Here is a 16,266-nt window from a genome sequence, read left to right on the forward strand (position 1 = left end):
ATGGACGAATGTGGGGATTGAATGCTAAAAAATCAGAATTTTCAACAAATAATGAAGCGAAAGCTCCGGCTGTCTGCTTGGATAACATCGCGAAGACGTATCCGGGCAAGGTTGGCGTCCACGCGCTGCAAGGAGTGAGCGTGAGTTTCGCATCTGGGACGTTCACGGCCATTATGGGACCTTCGGGATCAGGAAAATCGACGTTGCTGCACTGCGCGGCCGGGCTGGACCAACCGTCTTCGGGTCAAGTGAAGTACGGGGATATCGATATCAGCCGTTTACGAGAGCCCAAGCTGACGAAAGTCCGGCGGGAACGGGTCGGATTCGTGTTCCAATCGTTTAATCTCATCGAATCGTTGAATGTCTGGCAGAACGTGTTGCTTCCGGGGCGTCTGGCAGGTAGGAGGGCGGATAAAAAATGGGCGCGCGAGGTGCTGGAACGAGTGGGGCTTAAAGGCAAGGAAAATGCGAGACCCGGGGAATTGTCCGGAGGGCAGCAGCAGCGGGTCGCTCTTGCCCGGGCGCTAGCCGCAAAGCCGGAAGTGCTGTTCGCCGACGAACCGACGGGAGCGCTCGACCTCCGAACGGGAATCGAAGTTCTGCGATTAATTCGCGATGCCGTAGATAAGCTGGGGCAAACCGTCATCATGGTCACGCATGACGCGTCTGCCGCCGCTTGGGCGGATCAGGTCCTCTTCCTGGCCGATGGAGAACTGATCGGAATGATGCAATCCCCGACAGCGCAACAAATATCCGAGAGAATGATGGAGTTGAACACCCGATGATAGGTTTAGCGTGGTCGACCCTGCGTTCGAGGAAAGGGAGTTTTATCGGTTCGTTCATTGCAGCGGTACTCGCCATTGCGTTAATTGCTTCTTGCGGAATGCTAATGGAGTCGGCGCTCCGCGGCAATCCGGGGGCGAACCGTTTTGCGGCCGCCGATCTGATCGTTACCGCGAACCGGCAAGTCGAGATTACGCAGAGCGACGGTGATACCAAGCGTAAACCGATAGCCGGATTGCCTTCGCTGCCGGCTGATCTGGCGGAACGTCTGAAGCAAGTACCGGGTGTTGCGGAGATCGTGGCGGACAAATCATTTTATGCGCAGCCTTTGGATGAGATGGGGCGTGTGGTACGGGGAACGAACGGGTCTGCGACGATGGGTCACGAATGGGCGTCTGCGCGGCTCACGCCGTACTCGCTGCGTGAAGGCAAGGAGCCGAAGAAAGGAGAAGTCGTATTGGACGCAGATCTGGCTAACCGCTCCGGCGTGAGCGTAGGGCAGCAAGTGTCCATCGCGACGGAAGCCGGAGTGAACAATTATATGCTCTCCGGTATTGCGGTTCCTTCCGGGGAAGAGGCACTGCCTACGCAGGGAGCGATTTTCTTCGCTTCTTCGGATGCGATCCGCTTGGCAGGCGAATCCCCGACCGCGATTGGCGTCGTGGCCGAGTCGGGAGCGGCAATTAAGTCGCTGTCCGAAGCCGTTCGGGGAGTCGCAGGAGATGTTGATCTCTATCGCAGCGGTAGCCGAAGCAGGGCCGATCATCCGGCGGTGTTGGTCAGCTATGCGGGAGCAATATCGGTATTCGCTATTATGGGGGCAGTGTCCGTCTTCGCCGCGATCTTCGTTATTGCGGGAACGACAGCCTTCTCCGTGCAGCAACGGCTTCGGGAATTGGCACTGCTGCGCACGATCGGTGCTACTCCTAAGCAGCTAAGAAGAATGATCGGCGCGGAGAACTTCTGGATCGCAGTCGCGGCCTCCCTAATCGGTTGTCCGCTCGGGATATTGCTGGCGAAAGAGATCAGCCGGCAATTCCAAGAGATCGGAGTCGTTCCGATTCAATACCAGCTTCAGATCGGGCCGTTCCCCTTGTTGACTGCGGTCGTTGCAGGCTTGGCGGTAACGCAGATCGCCGCGAGAGCAGCGGCCCGCCGAGGCAGCCGAATCCCGCCGACGCAGGCACTGCGAGAATCCGTAGCCGATCTGAGAGGGTCTACGCCGATCAAGATTGCGGCCGGATTGATTTGTATCGGAGGCGCTGTGGCGGTACTGCTGTTTACGCCGCTTGGAGGCAGTGACGGAACCGGGATTGGGATGGGATTCATCGCTTGTTTCTTATTATTAATTGCCGCTTCATTATGGGGGCCGTTGCTTGTAAGCACCATCGGACGACTCGTCGGTCGATTCCTCCGGATGTTCGGGGGAGTAACCAGCGAGCTGGCTGCCGCCAATACGACCGCTCGGGCGAGCCGTATGGCGAGCGCGGCCATTCCGTTGGCGCTGTTAGTCGCCCTTAATGGGACAATGCTTTTAACGAGCAGCTTGTTGATCGATCTTGAACGATCGGAAGGGAAAAAGCGGGTATCGAATAATGTTGTACTGACCGCACAAGGAGCGCCGGGGCTGCCGTTTCATGCGCTGTCCGATACAAGCAAAGTATCGGGTGTCGCCGATGTTACGGCTGCGATGCCGACAACCGTTCTTATGCGGTTTGGAGATCAGCTGAAAAAGACCAAAGCTCAAGGGCTGTTTTCCACCGGTTCCGAACCTGTATTGGAACTAGGCGTTCAGTCAGGACATCTGCGCGATCTGGCTGAAGGTTCTGCAGCGATCAGCCAAGAACTATCGGATAAGCAAGGGTGGCAGGTTGGCGATCAGATCGAATTGTGGCTGTCGGACGGAACGGAAGTTAAGCTCAAGGTCGCTGGCATTTACGCCTTATCGCGCGGATTCGGAGACGTCATTCTCCCTGGAAAGCTGGTTTTGGAGAACGATCCGCTGGGATTGCTAGGCGTGCTGTATGTTCGCGGGAAGTCCACGGCCGATACCGCTCAGCTCGCTAGCCAACTAACGTCGCTTCGTCCTAAGTTACCGCAGCTTAACGTGAACGTACCGGAGGGAAGCTCTTCAGTAGGGAAGGATAACATCAGGTCCCAACAAGCGCCATCTTATCTGCTTGTCCTCATCTTGGCCGGTTTCACGGCGATAGCGGTTGTGAATACGTTCGCCATGGCTACAGGAGTGCGCAAAAGAGAGTTTAATGATCTGCGGCTAGCCGGAGCGACTTCTAAACAAATACAGAGAATGGCCGTATGGGAGACGTTAATCGTCGTGCTTATCGGTCTGCTGACGGGATGCATGATTACAAACGGTGTCGTAGGCGCCTTCAGTATCGCCCAGGACGGAATATGGCGGTGGGTTATTGATCCTACCCTTTACGGCGGATTGATTCTGGCTGCGGGCATACTTGGTCTAGCTGCTGGATTGATCCCCGTACGATTAACCGTGAGTCGCTTAAGGCAACAGACCGGCCGCTATTAATGGCTTCGATGCGGTTGCTCGGCAAGCGCGCGTGGTGGACTCCTGCACCTTTGGAGAGATGGTTGGAACGGTACGGTGTCAAGGAAGGGACCAGGTCAAAAATCTCGATTGGCGAGTTCGACGCATGGATATCGTTGGAAAAGACCCCAAAGAAATAATCGAGGAGTGTTTAGACATCATCCACGCATTTTTGTAGTGACTCCTTCAGGCTTGGGGTCCTTTTTCTTTTTGAGTAAAATTCGCCGTTAGCTCCGTTGCGGTGACCTTATCATAAGTAGGGCGAAATGAATCACTCCGTTATGGTACATTTGTATGCAATAAGAAAATGGAATCGAGTGAGAGAGAGTTCAATAACGTAAAGAAAGGCCATCTCACCAAAAGATGGCCCGAAAATTTTTCCCCAACTTGCTCCTTGGTACGCAACATCAAAAACGCCGAATCCTTATTTCTGAACCACAGGCACCCAAAATTCGCCATAGAAGGTACCGTCGCCGTTATCTTGGCGATACGTTGCGTTTGGACCGCCAATGTAGGCATAATCCGTGATGTGGGACAGAACTTCGCCAAAAGCAAGGTAAGTCAGCTGATCAAACAAAGCTTCTTTCTCCCCGGTTCCCGCGACCACGATATACTCGCTCTCTGGAAACTCGATGATGCGCGTTGCGTCGACCACGGATTTCCCGGCTTCTACCGCAAAATAATTCCACGGTTTGCCTTGATAAACCTCGTTGACGGACCATTCGCGATCGTCTTTTGCGGCGTTTTTGAGCTTGTCAAAACGTCCATCGGCCTTGAGTTTGCCCCAAAACGCGGCCTTTTCCTTTTGCAAAGCCGACATGTCTTGGAAGTTCGAATGGATGGAGAATCCATAAGCGGTCAATGTGAATGATTTTTTGCGTTCAATCGTGTAATCGGTCATGCGAGCGCTCCTTCATCCGAGAGATTAGCCTTCGACTTTTTTGACGCGAAGCCACATTTCGCCGTAATATTCGCCATTGTCCGCTGGTTTGACGAAGGTGGCGTTACCCGGGCCCACGTATTGGTAGTCTGTGATTTGTTGCAACATACCGCCGAAAACGTTGCCTGTTATTGCGTCAGCGAGAGCGTCTTTGTCAGCGCCTGTGCCTGGCACGACGAGGTAGTCGCCAGCGAGGAAATCAAAGACGACCGCGCCTTCCAGATCGAACTCGCCCATCACGCCGAAGCCCCGCCAAGCCTTGCCGCCGAGATTATAGTTGATTTGAAACTCTTGCCCGTCGGCGAGCGCGAGAAGTTCGGCAAGCTTGCCGTTTTCCGTGATTTCGGCTTTTTTCGCTGCCGTTTTTGCCGCATTGCCTGCCCAATCGTTGTAGTCTTCCAGTGTAACACCGAAAGCCGTCATTTTGTAGTTTTCCGAGATGGTTTGGATGGCGTACTTAGACATATTAATCGCTCCTTTGAGGTTTTGTTTTACAAGATTGATTCTATTGGTCAAATGTATCAAGAAATGATACTATTTATGGACCATGAAGAAAACCGAACGAATTAACCTCATCATGCGCTATATCAATAACCGCGCGCATTTTACGATTGCCGAGATTCAGCGGGAGTTCAAGATTTCCCGCGCGACGGCGATTCGCGACATTACGGAAATTCAGGCGCTGGGTTTTCCGCTGACGACCGAGCTTGGGCGCGGCGGCGGCTACTCTGTCTTGCAAAATCAGTATTTGCCCGCCGTCCGCTTCACGCCGGAAGAGCTGAAGGCGATTTTTATCAGCTTTATCGCCTCGAAAAATTCGCAGCTGCCTTATCTGCAAAATCGCCGGTCTATCACGGAAAAACTGATTGGCATCGCGTCGCAAACCCAGCAAGACGAGCTGATCGAGCTGAATCATATCGTGCTATTTGAGAATACGAATCCTGCCAATCCGAATCTTCTGGAGCTCGACGATGCGGCGCCCCCGGAGCTGAACCAACTAATATCGCTTGCCGTGCGGGATAAGCACTTGCGCTTGACTTATGAGCTGAGTCCCGGCTGGCCGCAGTTGATGGACGTTTTTTTGCTGCATATCTTCAACTCGAACGCGCAGTGGCTGGCCGAGGTGTATGATTTGGATACGGACGAGTTTCGTTATTTGCCTGTTGAGACGCTGCGGGATTCGGCCATTTCCGAGCAGAAAATGAAATGGTCGGAGCAAGAGATTTTAAGTAAAAAACGGCTTCGCGCACGGGAGTCCAATCTTGTCGTGAAGCTGGATGCGACCGGGATTCGGCGCTTTAAGCGTATGCACCCGCCGGGAATCGTGTTGTCCCTTACCGGGATGTTCCAGTCGAGCGGGATCTTTAATGTTCAATTGGATGTGTCCGATGTCGAGACGCTGGCGTATTATGCGGATTGGCTTTTGTTTTTGGGGCAAGGGGTCGCGTATGAACGGATTCCGGATGAACTGCGCATGATTTTGGAAGAGCGTGCAGCACAATTGAAATTCCCTTGAATGTTATCCGATCCGACCAAGAACAGGCCCCAAGGGGGAAGCATCTGGAAGGATACAAACGGATTGAAGTTGCTTGTAAACGGTGTTACGCTAACAACGGTAAACTTATAACCTATGTTCTGTAATAACATCAAAAGATAATCCCTATACTCGTTATCAAGAAAGGGAACACAATGATAAAAGTTGAAAACTTGTCCTTCTCATTCCCGCAAAAAGAACTATATACCAACATTTCGTTTACTTTGGAAGCTGGCCAACATTGCGCTTTCATCGGAACAAGCGGCAGCGGGAAAAGCACATTGATCGATATGCTGATGGATCCGGAACGATATCTGTTCGATGGCAAATTGGAGATAGATCCCGATTGTACCATTGGCTATGTCAGTCAGTTTCCGGAACTAGACAACACGAAAGAACCAACGGTTTTTGAATATATCGGCGAACGATTTATACAGATTCAACATGATATCCAATCGATTTGCGCGGAAATGGAAACGTCAACAGATCTCGAACCGTTGCTGGAGAAGTATCAACTCGCGTTAGACGCATTGGAGGCCATGGGTGGGGATGATTTTGAAAGTCACATTCATAAGCAGCTTAATCTAGCCAACCTCATGAAGCGAAGAGATACGAAGGTAGCCGACCTGAGCGGCGGGGAATTCAAACTGATTCAAGTGATGAAGGAAATGCTGAATCGTCCCGACTTGATGATTATGGACGAACCGGATGTGTTCTTAGATTTCGACAACCTCAATGCGCTTAAAAAACTGATTAATGCGCACAAAGGCATGCTGCTCGTCGTGACGCACAACCGCTATCTATTGAATCATTGTTTCAACAAAATCATACACCTGGAAAACAGGGAGATCCAAGAGTTTGACGGGCGATACATCGAGTATAACTTCTCCTTGCTTCAGACGAAAATCGAGCTGCAAGAACTTGCAGTCGCGGAACAAGAAGAGATGGAGCGAAACGATACGATCATCAACAATCTTCGAGTGATCGCCACATATAATTCAGACGCTTCCAGAGGGAGAGCGCTCAAAGCTAGAGTTAGATTTCAAGAACGATTGGAAGCGCGTCGAATTAAAGCGCCATTCGTGGATATTAAGCAACCGGCTATTCGTTTTGGCATGGATCATGAAATGGAAGACGCCACTGTTGTAAAGGTCACGAATTATCGCGTTGCCTTTGATGAGTTGCTATTAGACCATGTCAACTTTGAGATCAAATCGACGGATAAAGTAGCCATTATTGGTTCGAATGGTACCGGGAAAACGACGTTACTCCGCGATATCTATAAAAATAATCAGGATGCCATCGAAATCAATCCGGACGCTAAAGTGGCTTATTTATCTCAGATTCAAGGCGAAATGCTAACGGATTCGAATACGATACTCGAAGAATTCATCGATGCCGGGTTTAAAACGTATGATGAGGTTAGAGCGTATTTGTCCAACTATGGCTTTGAAGGAGAAATCGTTAATCAGAAGATAGCCTCTCTGTCTGGCGGAGAAAAAAACATGCTTCAATTGGCTAAAATTTCTGCCAGTCAAGCCAACGTATTGCTCCTTGATGAACCGACAAGCCATCTCGACACCTATACCCAAATCGCGCTGGAGAAAGCCATCGCAGACTATAAAGGCGCGATTCTCATGATTTCGCATGATTTCTATTCGGTCGTAAATGGCATGGATTATGTGTTAATCATTGACGATAAGACGATTAGAAAAATGAAGATGAAAAAATTTAAACAGATGATTTATGCGAGTCATTTCGATCGAGACTATCTAGAAACGGAACAAAAGAAAAGAGCCGTTGAAATGAAAATCGAATTGGCTTTAAAAGATACTAACTTTGAACTTGCAAAAGGTTTGGTTGATGAGCTGGAAGAGCTGATTAAGCTGCTTTAAAGCTGGCTTCATAGATAAACAGGCTGACCTCAAGGTCGGCTTGTTTGGTGTTGGAGATAAAGGAGCGTGAACCGATTCTATATGCGATCGACATCTCATAATGCTCAGCTACTGGCTGTTTTCCCCTGGTTGAGCGTGGTTACTTCCGAGGAGTGGGTCAAGGCACAACCGACAGTCCGGAAGTACGAAGCGAATTCTCGTATATTTCAGCGGGAGGAAGCCGCTTCCTACGGTATGTTTCTACTAAGCGGCACCGCGCGCATCAGCCGGATCGCCGAGGATGGCGATGAAGCTGTCATCAGCCTACTTACCCCAGGCGAGGTATGCGGCCTTTTCGTGCTTAGCGGACTCAGCAGCCGCGACTACCCTGGGACCATAACGGCGGAGTCGGAAGTCGAGGCGCTATTTGTGGCCAAAGACAGTTTCCTTGGCTGGCTGCATACGTACGCGGAAGTTCGGAGTGCCGTATTCGGCGGTTTGCTGGATGGGTTGCTTCGCATCAGCGAGCAGTATGGGCAGCGATCGGAGTCGTTGGATGCACGGCTGACGAAAGCTCTGCTGCGAATGTCTTCGGAACGAAAGCTGCTGCTTAACGTGACCCACCATGAATTGGCCGTAGAGATCGGTTCCTCTCGCGAAGTCGTAAGCCGCGCGTTGCGGCGCTACCGGCAGCAGGGGTGGATCGAGACGGGACGCGGCTGGATTCGAATGATGCGGCGTGATGAATTGGAAGCGCAGTTAGGTGACTAGGTCACCGAATCGGAGCGTACCTCCAGGTAAGATGGAGCTGTAAACTCATCTACATGAAGTTTAGGAGGCGTCGTCTATGGTTCACCTGCTTCAACCGGGCTCCATTGCCCCAACTTTCACTACGACTGACATCCATGGCAATTCCGTCGCGTTGGAGAGCTACCGAGGTCGTAAAGTGCTGCTCGCCTTTTTCCGGAACGCGGCCTGTGCGCTGTGCAATCTGCGCGTACACCAGTTTATTGGCCGAAGCGCTCAGTGGAAGGATCAAGGCATGGACGTCTTCGCCGTGTTCGAATCGCCTTTAGCGAACATGAATACCTATGTCGGGACTCAAAACGCGCCATTTGCGCTGGTTGCCGATCCAACAGCTGTTCTGTATGACTTGTATGGGATCGAGACATCCGAAGAGAAGATGAAGACGACCGTGGCCGATTCCCGAACGAAAGATTTTATCGCGGAGGCGGCGGCCGCCGGTTACGAGCTGATCCACGAGGAAGGCGCTAACTTCCATCGCATCCCCGCCGACTTTTTAATCAACGAGGATGGAATCGTGCAGGTTGCCCATTATAGTCAACTGGTCACCGACCATCTGGAGATTGCGGTGATCGACCGTTTCGCGGCAGGCGAATAACCGGGAGGGAGTGATTGTTGATGATCATGAAATTGTACAGGGAAAGGGTGAAGCATACACAGTAAGGAGGCAGAGCTTTGCACAATCATTTGGATCTCATGCGCATGCAAGCTGAAGTGCTCTATATTCACGATCATGCTGGACGGATTACCACGATTAATGAGCCTGCGAACCAGCCTGCTCCTCGATTGTTTTGGGGCCAGACCGAGGCCGGCAGCATCGTAAGATTCCGCAGCGACATGCCAGATGGCTTGGTACATGACATCGAGCAAATCATCGGTCAGACGGATTCAACCGAGCGGCTTGCTCAGGTTATTCGGGCATTGGAGAGGTCCGGAGGCATCAAAGGCTTATGGATCGGCCCGGCTTTTGCCTGTCAAGAAGTCATAACGGATTGCACGGACGCTACATTAGTCACGGAAGACAATAGATTCTGTTTGGAACCTGGGTTTCCTCATCTATTATCGGAACTGACGTTTCGCGAGCCTTGTTATATGGTGACGGAGAACAACATGGCCTTGTCGGTCTGTTTCAGTGCAAGAAGCAGCGATAAGGCGGCAGAGGCGGGAGTCGGGACCTTGCAGCAATATCGAGGCAAAGGTTATGCGATGCGCGTCACATCCGCCTGGGCTCAAGCGATACAGCAGACTCGAAGAATTCCTTTCTATAGTACAGCTTGGGATAATTATGCTTCCCAGTCTATCGCCAAGCGCCTTCGTCTTCACCATTATGGGACGGATATTTCGATTTATTAAAATTTAGATCTCTGGAAAGGCCATTCCGCCAAGGGTGGCCTTTTCTTGCTGCTACAGAACACGCTGACCTCCTGCTAGCTTTATCCTGCGTCCCCCTCAAAATCTAACGTTTGTTGACTACGGTCTCATGTTTGTTGTCTAGAACGGAGCAGGCGATTTTCTATAAACTTACATCAGCGAGATGGATCGGCATGATTCATGAATACGCTTACGGCGAACCTGAAAGCGTGTACATGCCGATAGCGAACAAACGCAAGGGGTGGCGAAGATGGATAGGAAGAGCGGGCGAAAACGCTTGCGAACGCGCTGGCGCGCACAGGATACCGAACTGACGCTTTTGGCCTTACCGACGACCGTCTGGTACATCTTGTTTTGTTTCTTGCCGATGTTCGGCCTCATTATTGCCTTCAAAGATTTCAAGATCCGCGGCGGTTTCCTGAGCAACGTCATCCACAGCGACTGGATTGGCTTCAAGAACTTCGAATTCCTGTTCAAGTCCAACGATGCCTGGGTCGTCATTCGCAATACGCTGGGCTACAATCTGATCTTCATCGTGCTGAGCATTGTGGTGCCCGTTACGCTAGCGCTAATGATCGGTCAACTGCACAGCGGCAAGGCCGGCAAAATCTATCAGACGTTGATGTTCCTGCCGTACTTCCTCTCCTGGGTCGTCGTGTCCGCCATTGTGTGGGCGTTCCTCAGCTTCGATAAAGGAATCGCCAATCAATTCTTGTCCGTCTTCGGCACGGATCCGGTGAACTGGTACATGGAGCCGAAATATTGGCCGTACTTCCTGGTCTTCATGAACGTATGGAAGGGGCTGGGCTATGGCATGGTTGTCTACTTGGCGGCCATCTCCGGCATCGACAGCACGTACTACGAGGCGGCCGTCATCGACGGCGCTTCCAAATGGCAGCAAGCGCGCTTCATCACGCTGCCGCTCATGAAACTCGTCATCGTGATGATGTTCATCTTGGCGGTAGGCCGCATCTTCTACACCGACTTCGGCTTGTTCTTCCAAGTGCCGCGGGATTCCAACTCGTTGTTCACTGTCGCGACCACGGTTGACGTTCTGGTGTATAAGCAGCTCAAATCCGCGACGCTCGGCATGGCTTCGGCTTCCGCATTCGTACAATCCGTGATGGGCTGCGTGACTATTCTGATTGCCAACTGGGTCGTTCGTCGCGTAGACCGAGAGAGCGCCATGATGTAAGGGAGGAAGCGGGAAATGTCATCAAGCGCGAAATTTGAATCGGGTCTGGACAAATTCAACCGAATCCGACCCGGCACGAACGTGGTGTTCCATCTGATTTTCATTGCACTGGCGCTGCTCTGCCTGATACCCGTCCTCGTGGTGCTATCCATATCGCTGACGAGCGAGGATGCGATTCGGACCAGCGGGTATCGTCTCATCCCGGCGGCTTTCTCCGGCGAAGCTTATCAGTATATTGCGCAGCAAGGGACGATGATCACGAAGGCGCTGGGCATCTCCGTGCTCGTGACCGGTGTCGGCACCGTGCTCGGCGTAATGCTGACGACGTCGATGGGGTACGTCCTTTCCCGGCCGAATTACAAGCTGAAAGGCCTGCTGACCTGGATCGTGTTCATCCCGATGGTGTTCAACGGAGGCTTGGTGTCCAGCTACTACATCAATTCGAATGTGCTGGGCTTGAAAGATACGGTGTGGGCGCTCATTCTGCCGCTGGCCGTCTCCTCCTTCAACGTCATCATTTGCAAAACCTTCTTCCGAAGCACGATTCCGGACGCGCTGATCGAATCCGCCGAGATCGACGGCTCGAGCCAATTGCGCATCTTCTTCTCGATCGTGCTGCCGATCTCGCTGCCGGTCCTGGCGACCATCGGATTGTTCCTCTGCTTCACCTATTGGAACGACTGGTTCCAATCCATGCTGTATATCGACAACCAGAACCTGTACTCGCTGCAGGCGCTCTTGAACAGTTTGATGACCAACGTGGACGCCCTGGCGAAGAATGCGTCCAGCATGGGCATCAGCTATGCGGAACTTGTCGCCACCATGCCCAAGGAATCCGCGCGCATGGCGGTGGCCATCGTCATTGTGGTTCCCGTGGCCGTGGCTTACCCGTTCTTCCAGAAATACTTTATTACCGGTCTGACGGTAGGCGCCGTGAAAGGTTGATGGGAAATAAACCGGCATTCGTCCGGTTTATGATATCCGCCGCATGATGGCGGAGATGGGCATGAAGGAAGCGATCAAAGGGAGGAAATGGGTATGAAAAAGACGAAGAAAAAATGGCTTGCGATCAGCGCCGCGGCGCTCTTGACAACCGCGCTTGCGGGCTGCGGCAACTCGAATTCGAATTCCGAGTCCAACACGCCTGCGAACGCCAACACGCCTGCCAACACGCAGACGGAAGCGAACAAACCCGCCGATTCGGGCGAGGTGCCTACGCTGGTATGGTGGACGATCGGCGGTCAGACGCCTGCTAATTTCGACCAAGCGATCGCCGCGATGAACGAATACACGGCCGAGAAAATCGGCGTGAAAGTCGACATTAAGGTAGCCAGCTGGGGCGACTGGGATACGAAGATCAATACCATCGTGAACACCGGCGAACCGTTCGACATCATGTTTACGAACAACAGCAAGTATAGCCAGCAAGTGGCCTTGGGCGCGTTCGCCGATCTGACCGACTTGGTGCAAAGCGAATCGCCCGAGCTCTCGAAGCTAATTCCTCAGAAGGTCTGGGACGGAACGAAGATCGGAGGGAAAATCTACGCCGTGCCGACGTACAAAGATTCGTCGTTGACCCAATATTGGGTGTTCGATGACAAGTACGTGCAGAAATACGGCATCGACACGGCTAGCATTAAGACGTTGAATGACCTCGACAAACCGTTCCGCGATATGAAGGCCGGCGAAGGCAAAAGCTTCTACCCGCTGTCGCTCACGCAAGGCGACGGATTCAACGGATTCTTCAACGGCTACGACGATATGACGCTGGGCCTTGCGCCGGTCGGCGTGAAAGTCGACGACGCATCCCGCAAGGTCGTCTCCGTGCTGGAGCAGCCGGACATCATGGACGGGCTCAAGCTGCTGCACCAATGGTACCAAGACGGCATCATCAATCCGGACGCGCCGACGAAGACGGAAGCGGACAAAGCACGCCCATTCTTCGCGGCGCAGGCATTCCCGGGCGCGGAAGTGAACTGGCAGATTACGGAGGGCGTTGCGAAGTACGACATGTTCCAAATCTTCGGCCCGATCTACACGACGAGCACGATCCAAGGCTCCCTGAACGCCATCTCGGCCAATTCCAAGTATAAGAACGAGGCGTTGAAATATCTGCAGCTGGTCAATACCGACCCGAAGCTGCGCAATATGTTGGCCTTCGGCGAGCTGGGCGTCGACTACGACAACGTGGACGGCGAGAAAGTGGTGGAGCGCAAAACGGATACGTGGCCGCTGGCCGCTTACACGCAAGGGACGTTCTTTAACCTGGCCGTCACGAAAGGCGCTCCCGTCGATCAATGGGATCAAGTCCGCAAGCTGAACGAACAAGCGACCTCCTCCGCGAACTTGGGCTTCGCGCTGGATATCGGCAAGCTGAGCACCGAAGTGGCCAATACGAAAGCGGTATGGGACAAATATCGGTACGAACTGCTGACAGGCGCTTCCGACCCGGAGAAGATGGTGCCGAAGATCGTGGAGGAATTGAAGGCCGCCGGCTTGGATGCGATTATGAAGGCCGCCCAAGAGCAAGTCGATACGTATTTCCAATAAGTTTTGTTTTGTCATCCCCATCCAGAGACCCGAACGGCGATCCCCGTTCGGGTTTTCTGGCACGAAATTTAGGATTGTTTTTCTCGAACCCTCCGTTATATGGTGGAGCAGTGGGGGGGCGACGACAGCCTATTGCAAAGGAGAGGCCGCATGCGATGCGTTCATTTATGCAAATCAAGATCTATCGCGCCAAGTTCATTGCCTATGCGGTATTCGTGGTGTTCATAGGGGTAACGATCGGCGCGCTCACCTGCGCCGTGCTGCTGGACCAATGGGTGGAGAATTCGCGGAATGAGGCCGCCGGCGCGTTCTCTCGGGCGGAGAACAGCCTACGGTACGACGCCGACCGGATCGAAGCGTTCATGCAGCGCGTGTATTCCAACAGCGGGCTGGTGTCCGACATTCGCAGTTTCTTGGGCAATAACGCGGAAGGCTATCTGACGAGCAGGCTGCAGGGCAGCCACTATAACCGGCCGCTCGTCTCTTTTCCCGACGATATCAAATCCTTTCTGAGCAACGGGGGCAAAGGAGACATCACGCAAATCAGCTTGCATACCGAACAAGAGGGTAACGTGGTCAGCTTTGATCATAACGGCAATACGAGTTTTCGATTCCGTCTGCCGAACGCGGATGAGACGTTTCGCGAGACGATCCAACAAGGATTCGTCTACCGCAAGAAGCTTTCGGATCCGAACCAAATCTCCCGCCAGTTGGGCGAATTCCGATTCCTGGTCAGCAGCGACCGGATTTTTAAGACGGCGCATCATGACTATTCGGATGAAGCCGCGGCAGTCAGCGCTTCGGGAGACGTGTACCTGATCGCCGGTAACGGACGCGCCGCGGAGGAGCGGATTCGCCGGGCCGTGGCGGATGGGCGCTCGCATGGCTTGCTGACGACGGGTTTCATGGACCGCGCGTATTACGCGGCGTTCTATTCCAGCGAGTTCGATTACCAGTTCGTCAGCATCGTGGATGTGGCCTCGCTGATTCGTCAAAAAGCCAACGTGCTGCTCATCGTGTTTCTCATCGTCCTGACCGCGATGATCTCCGTCCTGCTGCTCATCGTATACAATTTGCGCGAGGACGCGAACTTCTTGCGGCGGATCATCAATTCCATCGGACGCGTGAAAACGGCGGACTTTACGCCGGTTAAGCCGGCCCGCTACCGAAGGAACGAATACGGGATGATCGCTCGGGAATTGGACGATATGATCCGTCAGCTCGATCGGCATATCCGCACCAACTATTTGCTCAAACTCAAGCAGCAAGAGACGGAAATAAAAGCGCTTCAACATCAGATTAATCCGCATTTTTTGTATAATACGCTCGAGGTGATTCGTTCATCCGCGCTGATGAACAGCGCCGATCATACATCCGACGCCATCGCCACCTTGGGCGCGCTGTATCGGGATATCGTGAAGAACGAGAATATCATTTCACTAAGCAGCGAGTTGAACTTGCTTCAGCAGTATTTGAAAATTATGGAGTTCAAATATCCGGACCGCTTTTATTATCAGTTTCATATCGAACCGGCGTTGCTCGCCTTGCCCACCGTCAAATTCTGGCTGCAGCCGCTGGCGGAAAACTTCTTCATCCACGGCTTCCACCCGGAGAGCGAGTTCAATCTGCTCATCGTGAACGGCTGGGAGGAAGAGGGGGGCTTCGTGCTGGAGATCGTGGACAACGGCAATCGGATTTCAACCGAGCGTCTAGCCGAAATCCGGAATAAGCTCGCCAGCGGCGACGACGCCCCGGCGGATAGCATCGGTCTGCGCAACGTGTACACCCGGCTGCGCTTTTTCTATGGGAAAGGGTTCTCCATGACGATCGACAATAACGAGGAAGCCGGCGTTAAAATAACCGTAATCCTATCCAAGGAGGCGACGAACGATGTACAAGTTGCTGATCGTCGATGACGAGCCGCAGATTTTGGAGGGCATGAAGCGCACGCTGGACTGGGAGAAATACGGCTTTGGCCGCATTGAGACGAGCGAGACCTATGAGGGCGCGATTTCCAAGGCCGTGGACATGCTGCCCGATCTGGCGATCTTCGACGTATGCATCGGCAAGCAGCGCGGTTATGATGCGATCCACAAGCTCAACGAACTGCGCGTCCCCTCGAAATATATTATGATGAGCGGCTATGGCGAATTTCAGTATGCGCTGGAGGCGATTCGCTGCGGGGCCAAGGACTACCTGCTCAAACCCGTCGACCGTTCGAAGCTGCAGCAGCTGATCGAGAAGATTATCGTGGAAGATCTGCACGGTAAGCTGGCAGGCGCGGATCCCGATGATCGGGATATAGATCCGGTGCTCGGCGTGCGCTACGACAGCCTATCCAAGCTGACCAATCGCATTCTGCTGATCGTCAAGGCGGAGTATGCCCAGAACTTGAGCTTGAAATCGGTGGCGGAGCGGTTTCGCATGAACGGCACGTACCTCGGGCAGCTTTTCCTCAAGGAGACGAGAAAGAAGTTCTCGGAATATCTGATGGCCTACCGGATGCTTCGCGCCCAGGCACGCATACAGGCGACGGACGAGAAGATCATTAGCATCGCGCTTGCTGTCGGTTATCCCAACCTGAACTATTTTTATTCTCATTTCCACGCGTATTTCGGCCAATCACCGTCGGATATGCGGAGAAAGGAATAA

General features: G+C 52.9%; 14 protein-coding genes. 12 read left to right on the forward strand and 2 right to left on the reverse strand.

Annotation, left to right across the window (positions count from 1 at the left end; all coding sequences use genetic code 11):
• Positions 1-8: 8 nt before the first annotated feature.
• Positions 9-785 (forward strand): ABC transporter ATP-binding protein, encoded by a 777-nt coding sequence (locus tag BCM02_RS30460; RefSeq protein ID WP_148932907.1) that lies wholly within the window; start codon positions 9-11, stop codon positions 783-785.
• Complete coding sequence (locus BCM02_RS30465; RefSeq protein WP_148932908.1) at positions 677-3,328, forward strand: FtsX-like permease family protein; 2,652 nt, start codon at positions 677-679, stop codon at positions 3,326-3,328. The genes BCM02_RS30460 and BCM02_RS30465 overlap by 109 nt, the downstream gene beginning before the upstream one ends.
• Before the next feature lie 442 nt (positions 3,329-3,770).
• Here BCM02_RS30465 and BCM02_RS30470 read toward each other — a convergent pair whose 3' ends face one another.
• Complete coding sequence (locus BCM02_RS30470) at positions 3,771-4,247, reverse strand: GyrI-like domain-containing protein (protein ID WP_148932909.1); 477 nt, start codon at positions 4,245-4,247, stop codon at positions 3,771-3,773.
• 24 nt (positions 4,248-4,271) lie between these two features.
• Positions 4,272-4,751, reverse strand: a complete 480-nt coding sequence (locus BCM02_RS30475) for a hypothetical protein (RefSeq protein ID WP_148932910.1) — start codon at positions 4,749-4,751, stop codon at positions 4,272-4,274.
• An 82-nt stretch (positions 4,752-4,833) separates the two neighbouring features.
• Between BCM02_RS30475 and BCM02_RS30480 the strand changes: the two genes are divergently transcribed.
• The 10 genes from BCM02_RS30480 (at position 4,834) to BCM02_RS30525 (ending at position 16,266) form a co-directional block, all read left to right on the forward strand.
• Positions 4,834-5,802: a helix-turn-helix transcriptional regulator gene (locus tag BCM02_RS30480; protein ID WP_246183624.1), complete on the forward strand. Its 969-nt coding sequence runs from the start codon at positions 4,834-4,836 to the stop codon at positions 5,800-5,802.
• 173 nt (positions 5,803-5,975) lie between these two features.
• Positions 5,976-7,715: an ABC-F family ATP-binding cassette domain-containing protein gene (locus tag BCM02_RS30485; RefSeq protein ID WP_148932911.1), complete on the forward strand. Its 1,740-nt coding sequence runs from the start codon at positions 5,976-5,978 to the stop codon at positions 7,713-7,715.
• 81 nt (positions 7,716-7,796) lie between these two features.
• The gene (locus BCM02_RS30490; protein WP_281288263.1) at positions 7,797-8,465 is read left to right on the forward strand and encodes a Crp/Fnr family transcriptional regulator; all 669 of its coding nucleotides are present in this window, start codon (positions 7,797-7,799) and stop codon (positions 8,463-8,465) included.
• 76 nt (positions 8,466-8,541) lie between these two features.
• Positions 8,542-9,096 (forward strand): redoxin domain-containing protein, encoded by a 555-nt coding sequence (locus BCM02_RS30495; RefSeq protein ID WP_148932913.1) that lies wholly within the window; start codon positions 8,542-8,544, stop codon positions 9,094-9,096.
• A 77-nt stretch (positions 9,097-9,173) separates the two neighbouring features.
• Positions 9,174-9,851, forward strand: coding sequence for a GNAT family N-acetyltransferase (locus BCM02_RS30500; RefSeq protein ID WP_148932914.1), 678 nt, complete (start codon positions 9,174-9,176; stop codon positions 9,849-9,851).
• Between the two features lie 268 nt (positions 9,852-10,119).
• Positions 10,120-11,064: an ABC transporter permease gene (locus BCM02_RS30505; protein ID WP_148932915.1), complete on the forward strand. Its 945-nt coding sequence runs from the start codon at positions 10,120-10,122 to the stop codon at positions 11,062-11,064.
• Positions 11,065-11,079: 15 nt separating this feature from the next.
• Positions 11,080-12,009: a carbohydrate ABC transporter permease gene (locus BCM02_RS30510; protein ID WP_148932916.1), complete on the forward strand. Its 930-nt coding sequence runs from the start codon at positions 11,080-11,082 to the stop codon at positions 12,007-12,009.
• 93 nt (positions 12,010-12,102) lie between these two features.
• Positions 12,103-13,614, forward strand: a complete 1,512-nt coding sequence (locus tag BCM02_RS30515; protein WP_148932917.1) for an ABC transporter substrate-binding protein — start codon at positions 12,103-12,105, stop codon at positions 13,612-13,614.
• A 155-nt stretch (positions 13,615-13,769) separates the two neighbouring features.
• Positions 13,770-15,530: a sensor histidine kinase gene (locus BCM02_RS30520; RefSeq protein ID WP_148932918.1), complete on the forward strand. Its 1,761-nt coding sequence runs from the start codon at positions 13,770-13,772 to the stop codon at positions 15,528-15,530.
• Positions 15,505-16,266: a response regulator transcription factor gene (locus tag BCM02_RS30525; RefSeq protein ID WP_148932919.1), complete on the forward strand. Its 762-nt coding sequence runs from the start codon at positions 15,505-15,507 to the stop codon at positions 16,264-16,266. Before BCM02_RS30520 ends, BCM02_RS30525 begins: the two co-directional genes overlap by 26 nt.

The organism is Paenibacillus methanolicus (genome assembly GCF_008124765.1).
In the GTDB taxonomy this organism is placed as follows: Bacteria; Bacillota; Bacilli; order Paenibacillales; family Paenibacillaceae; genus Paenibacillus_Z; species Paenibacillus_Z methanolicus.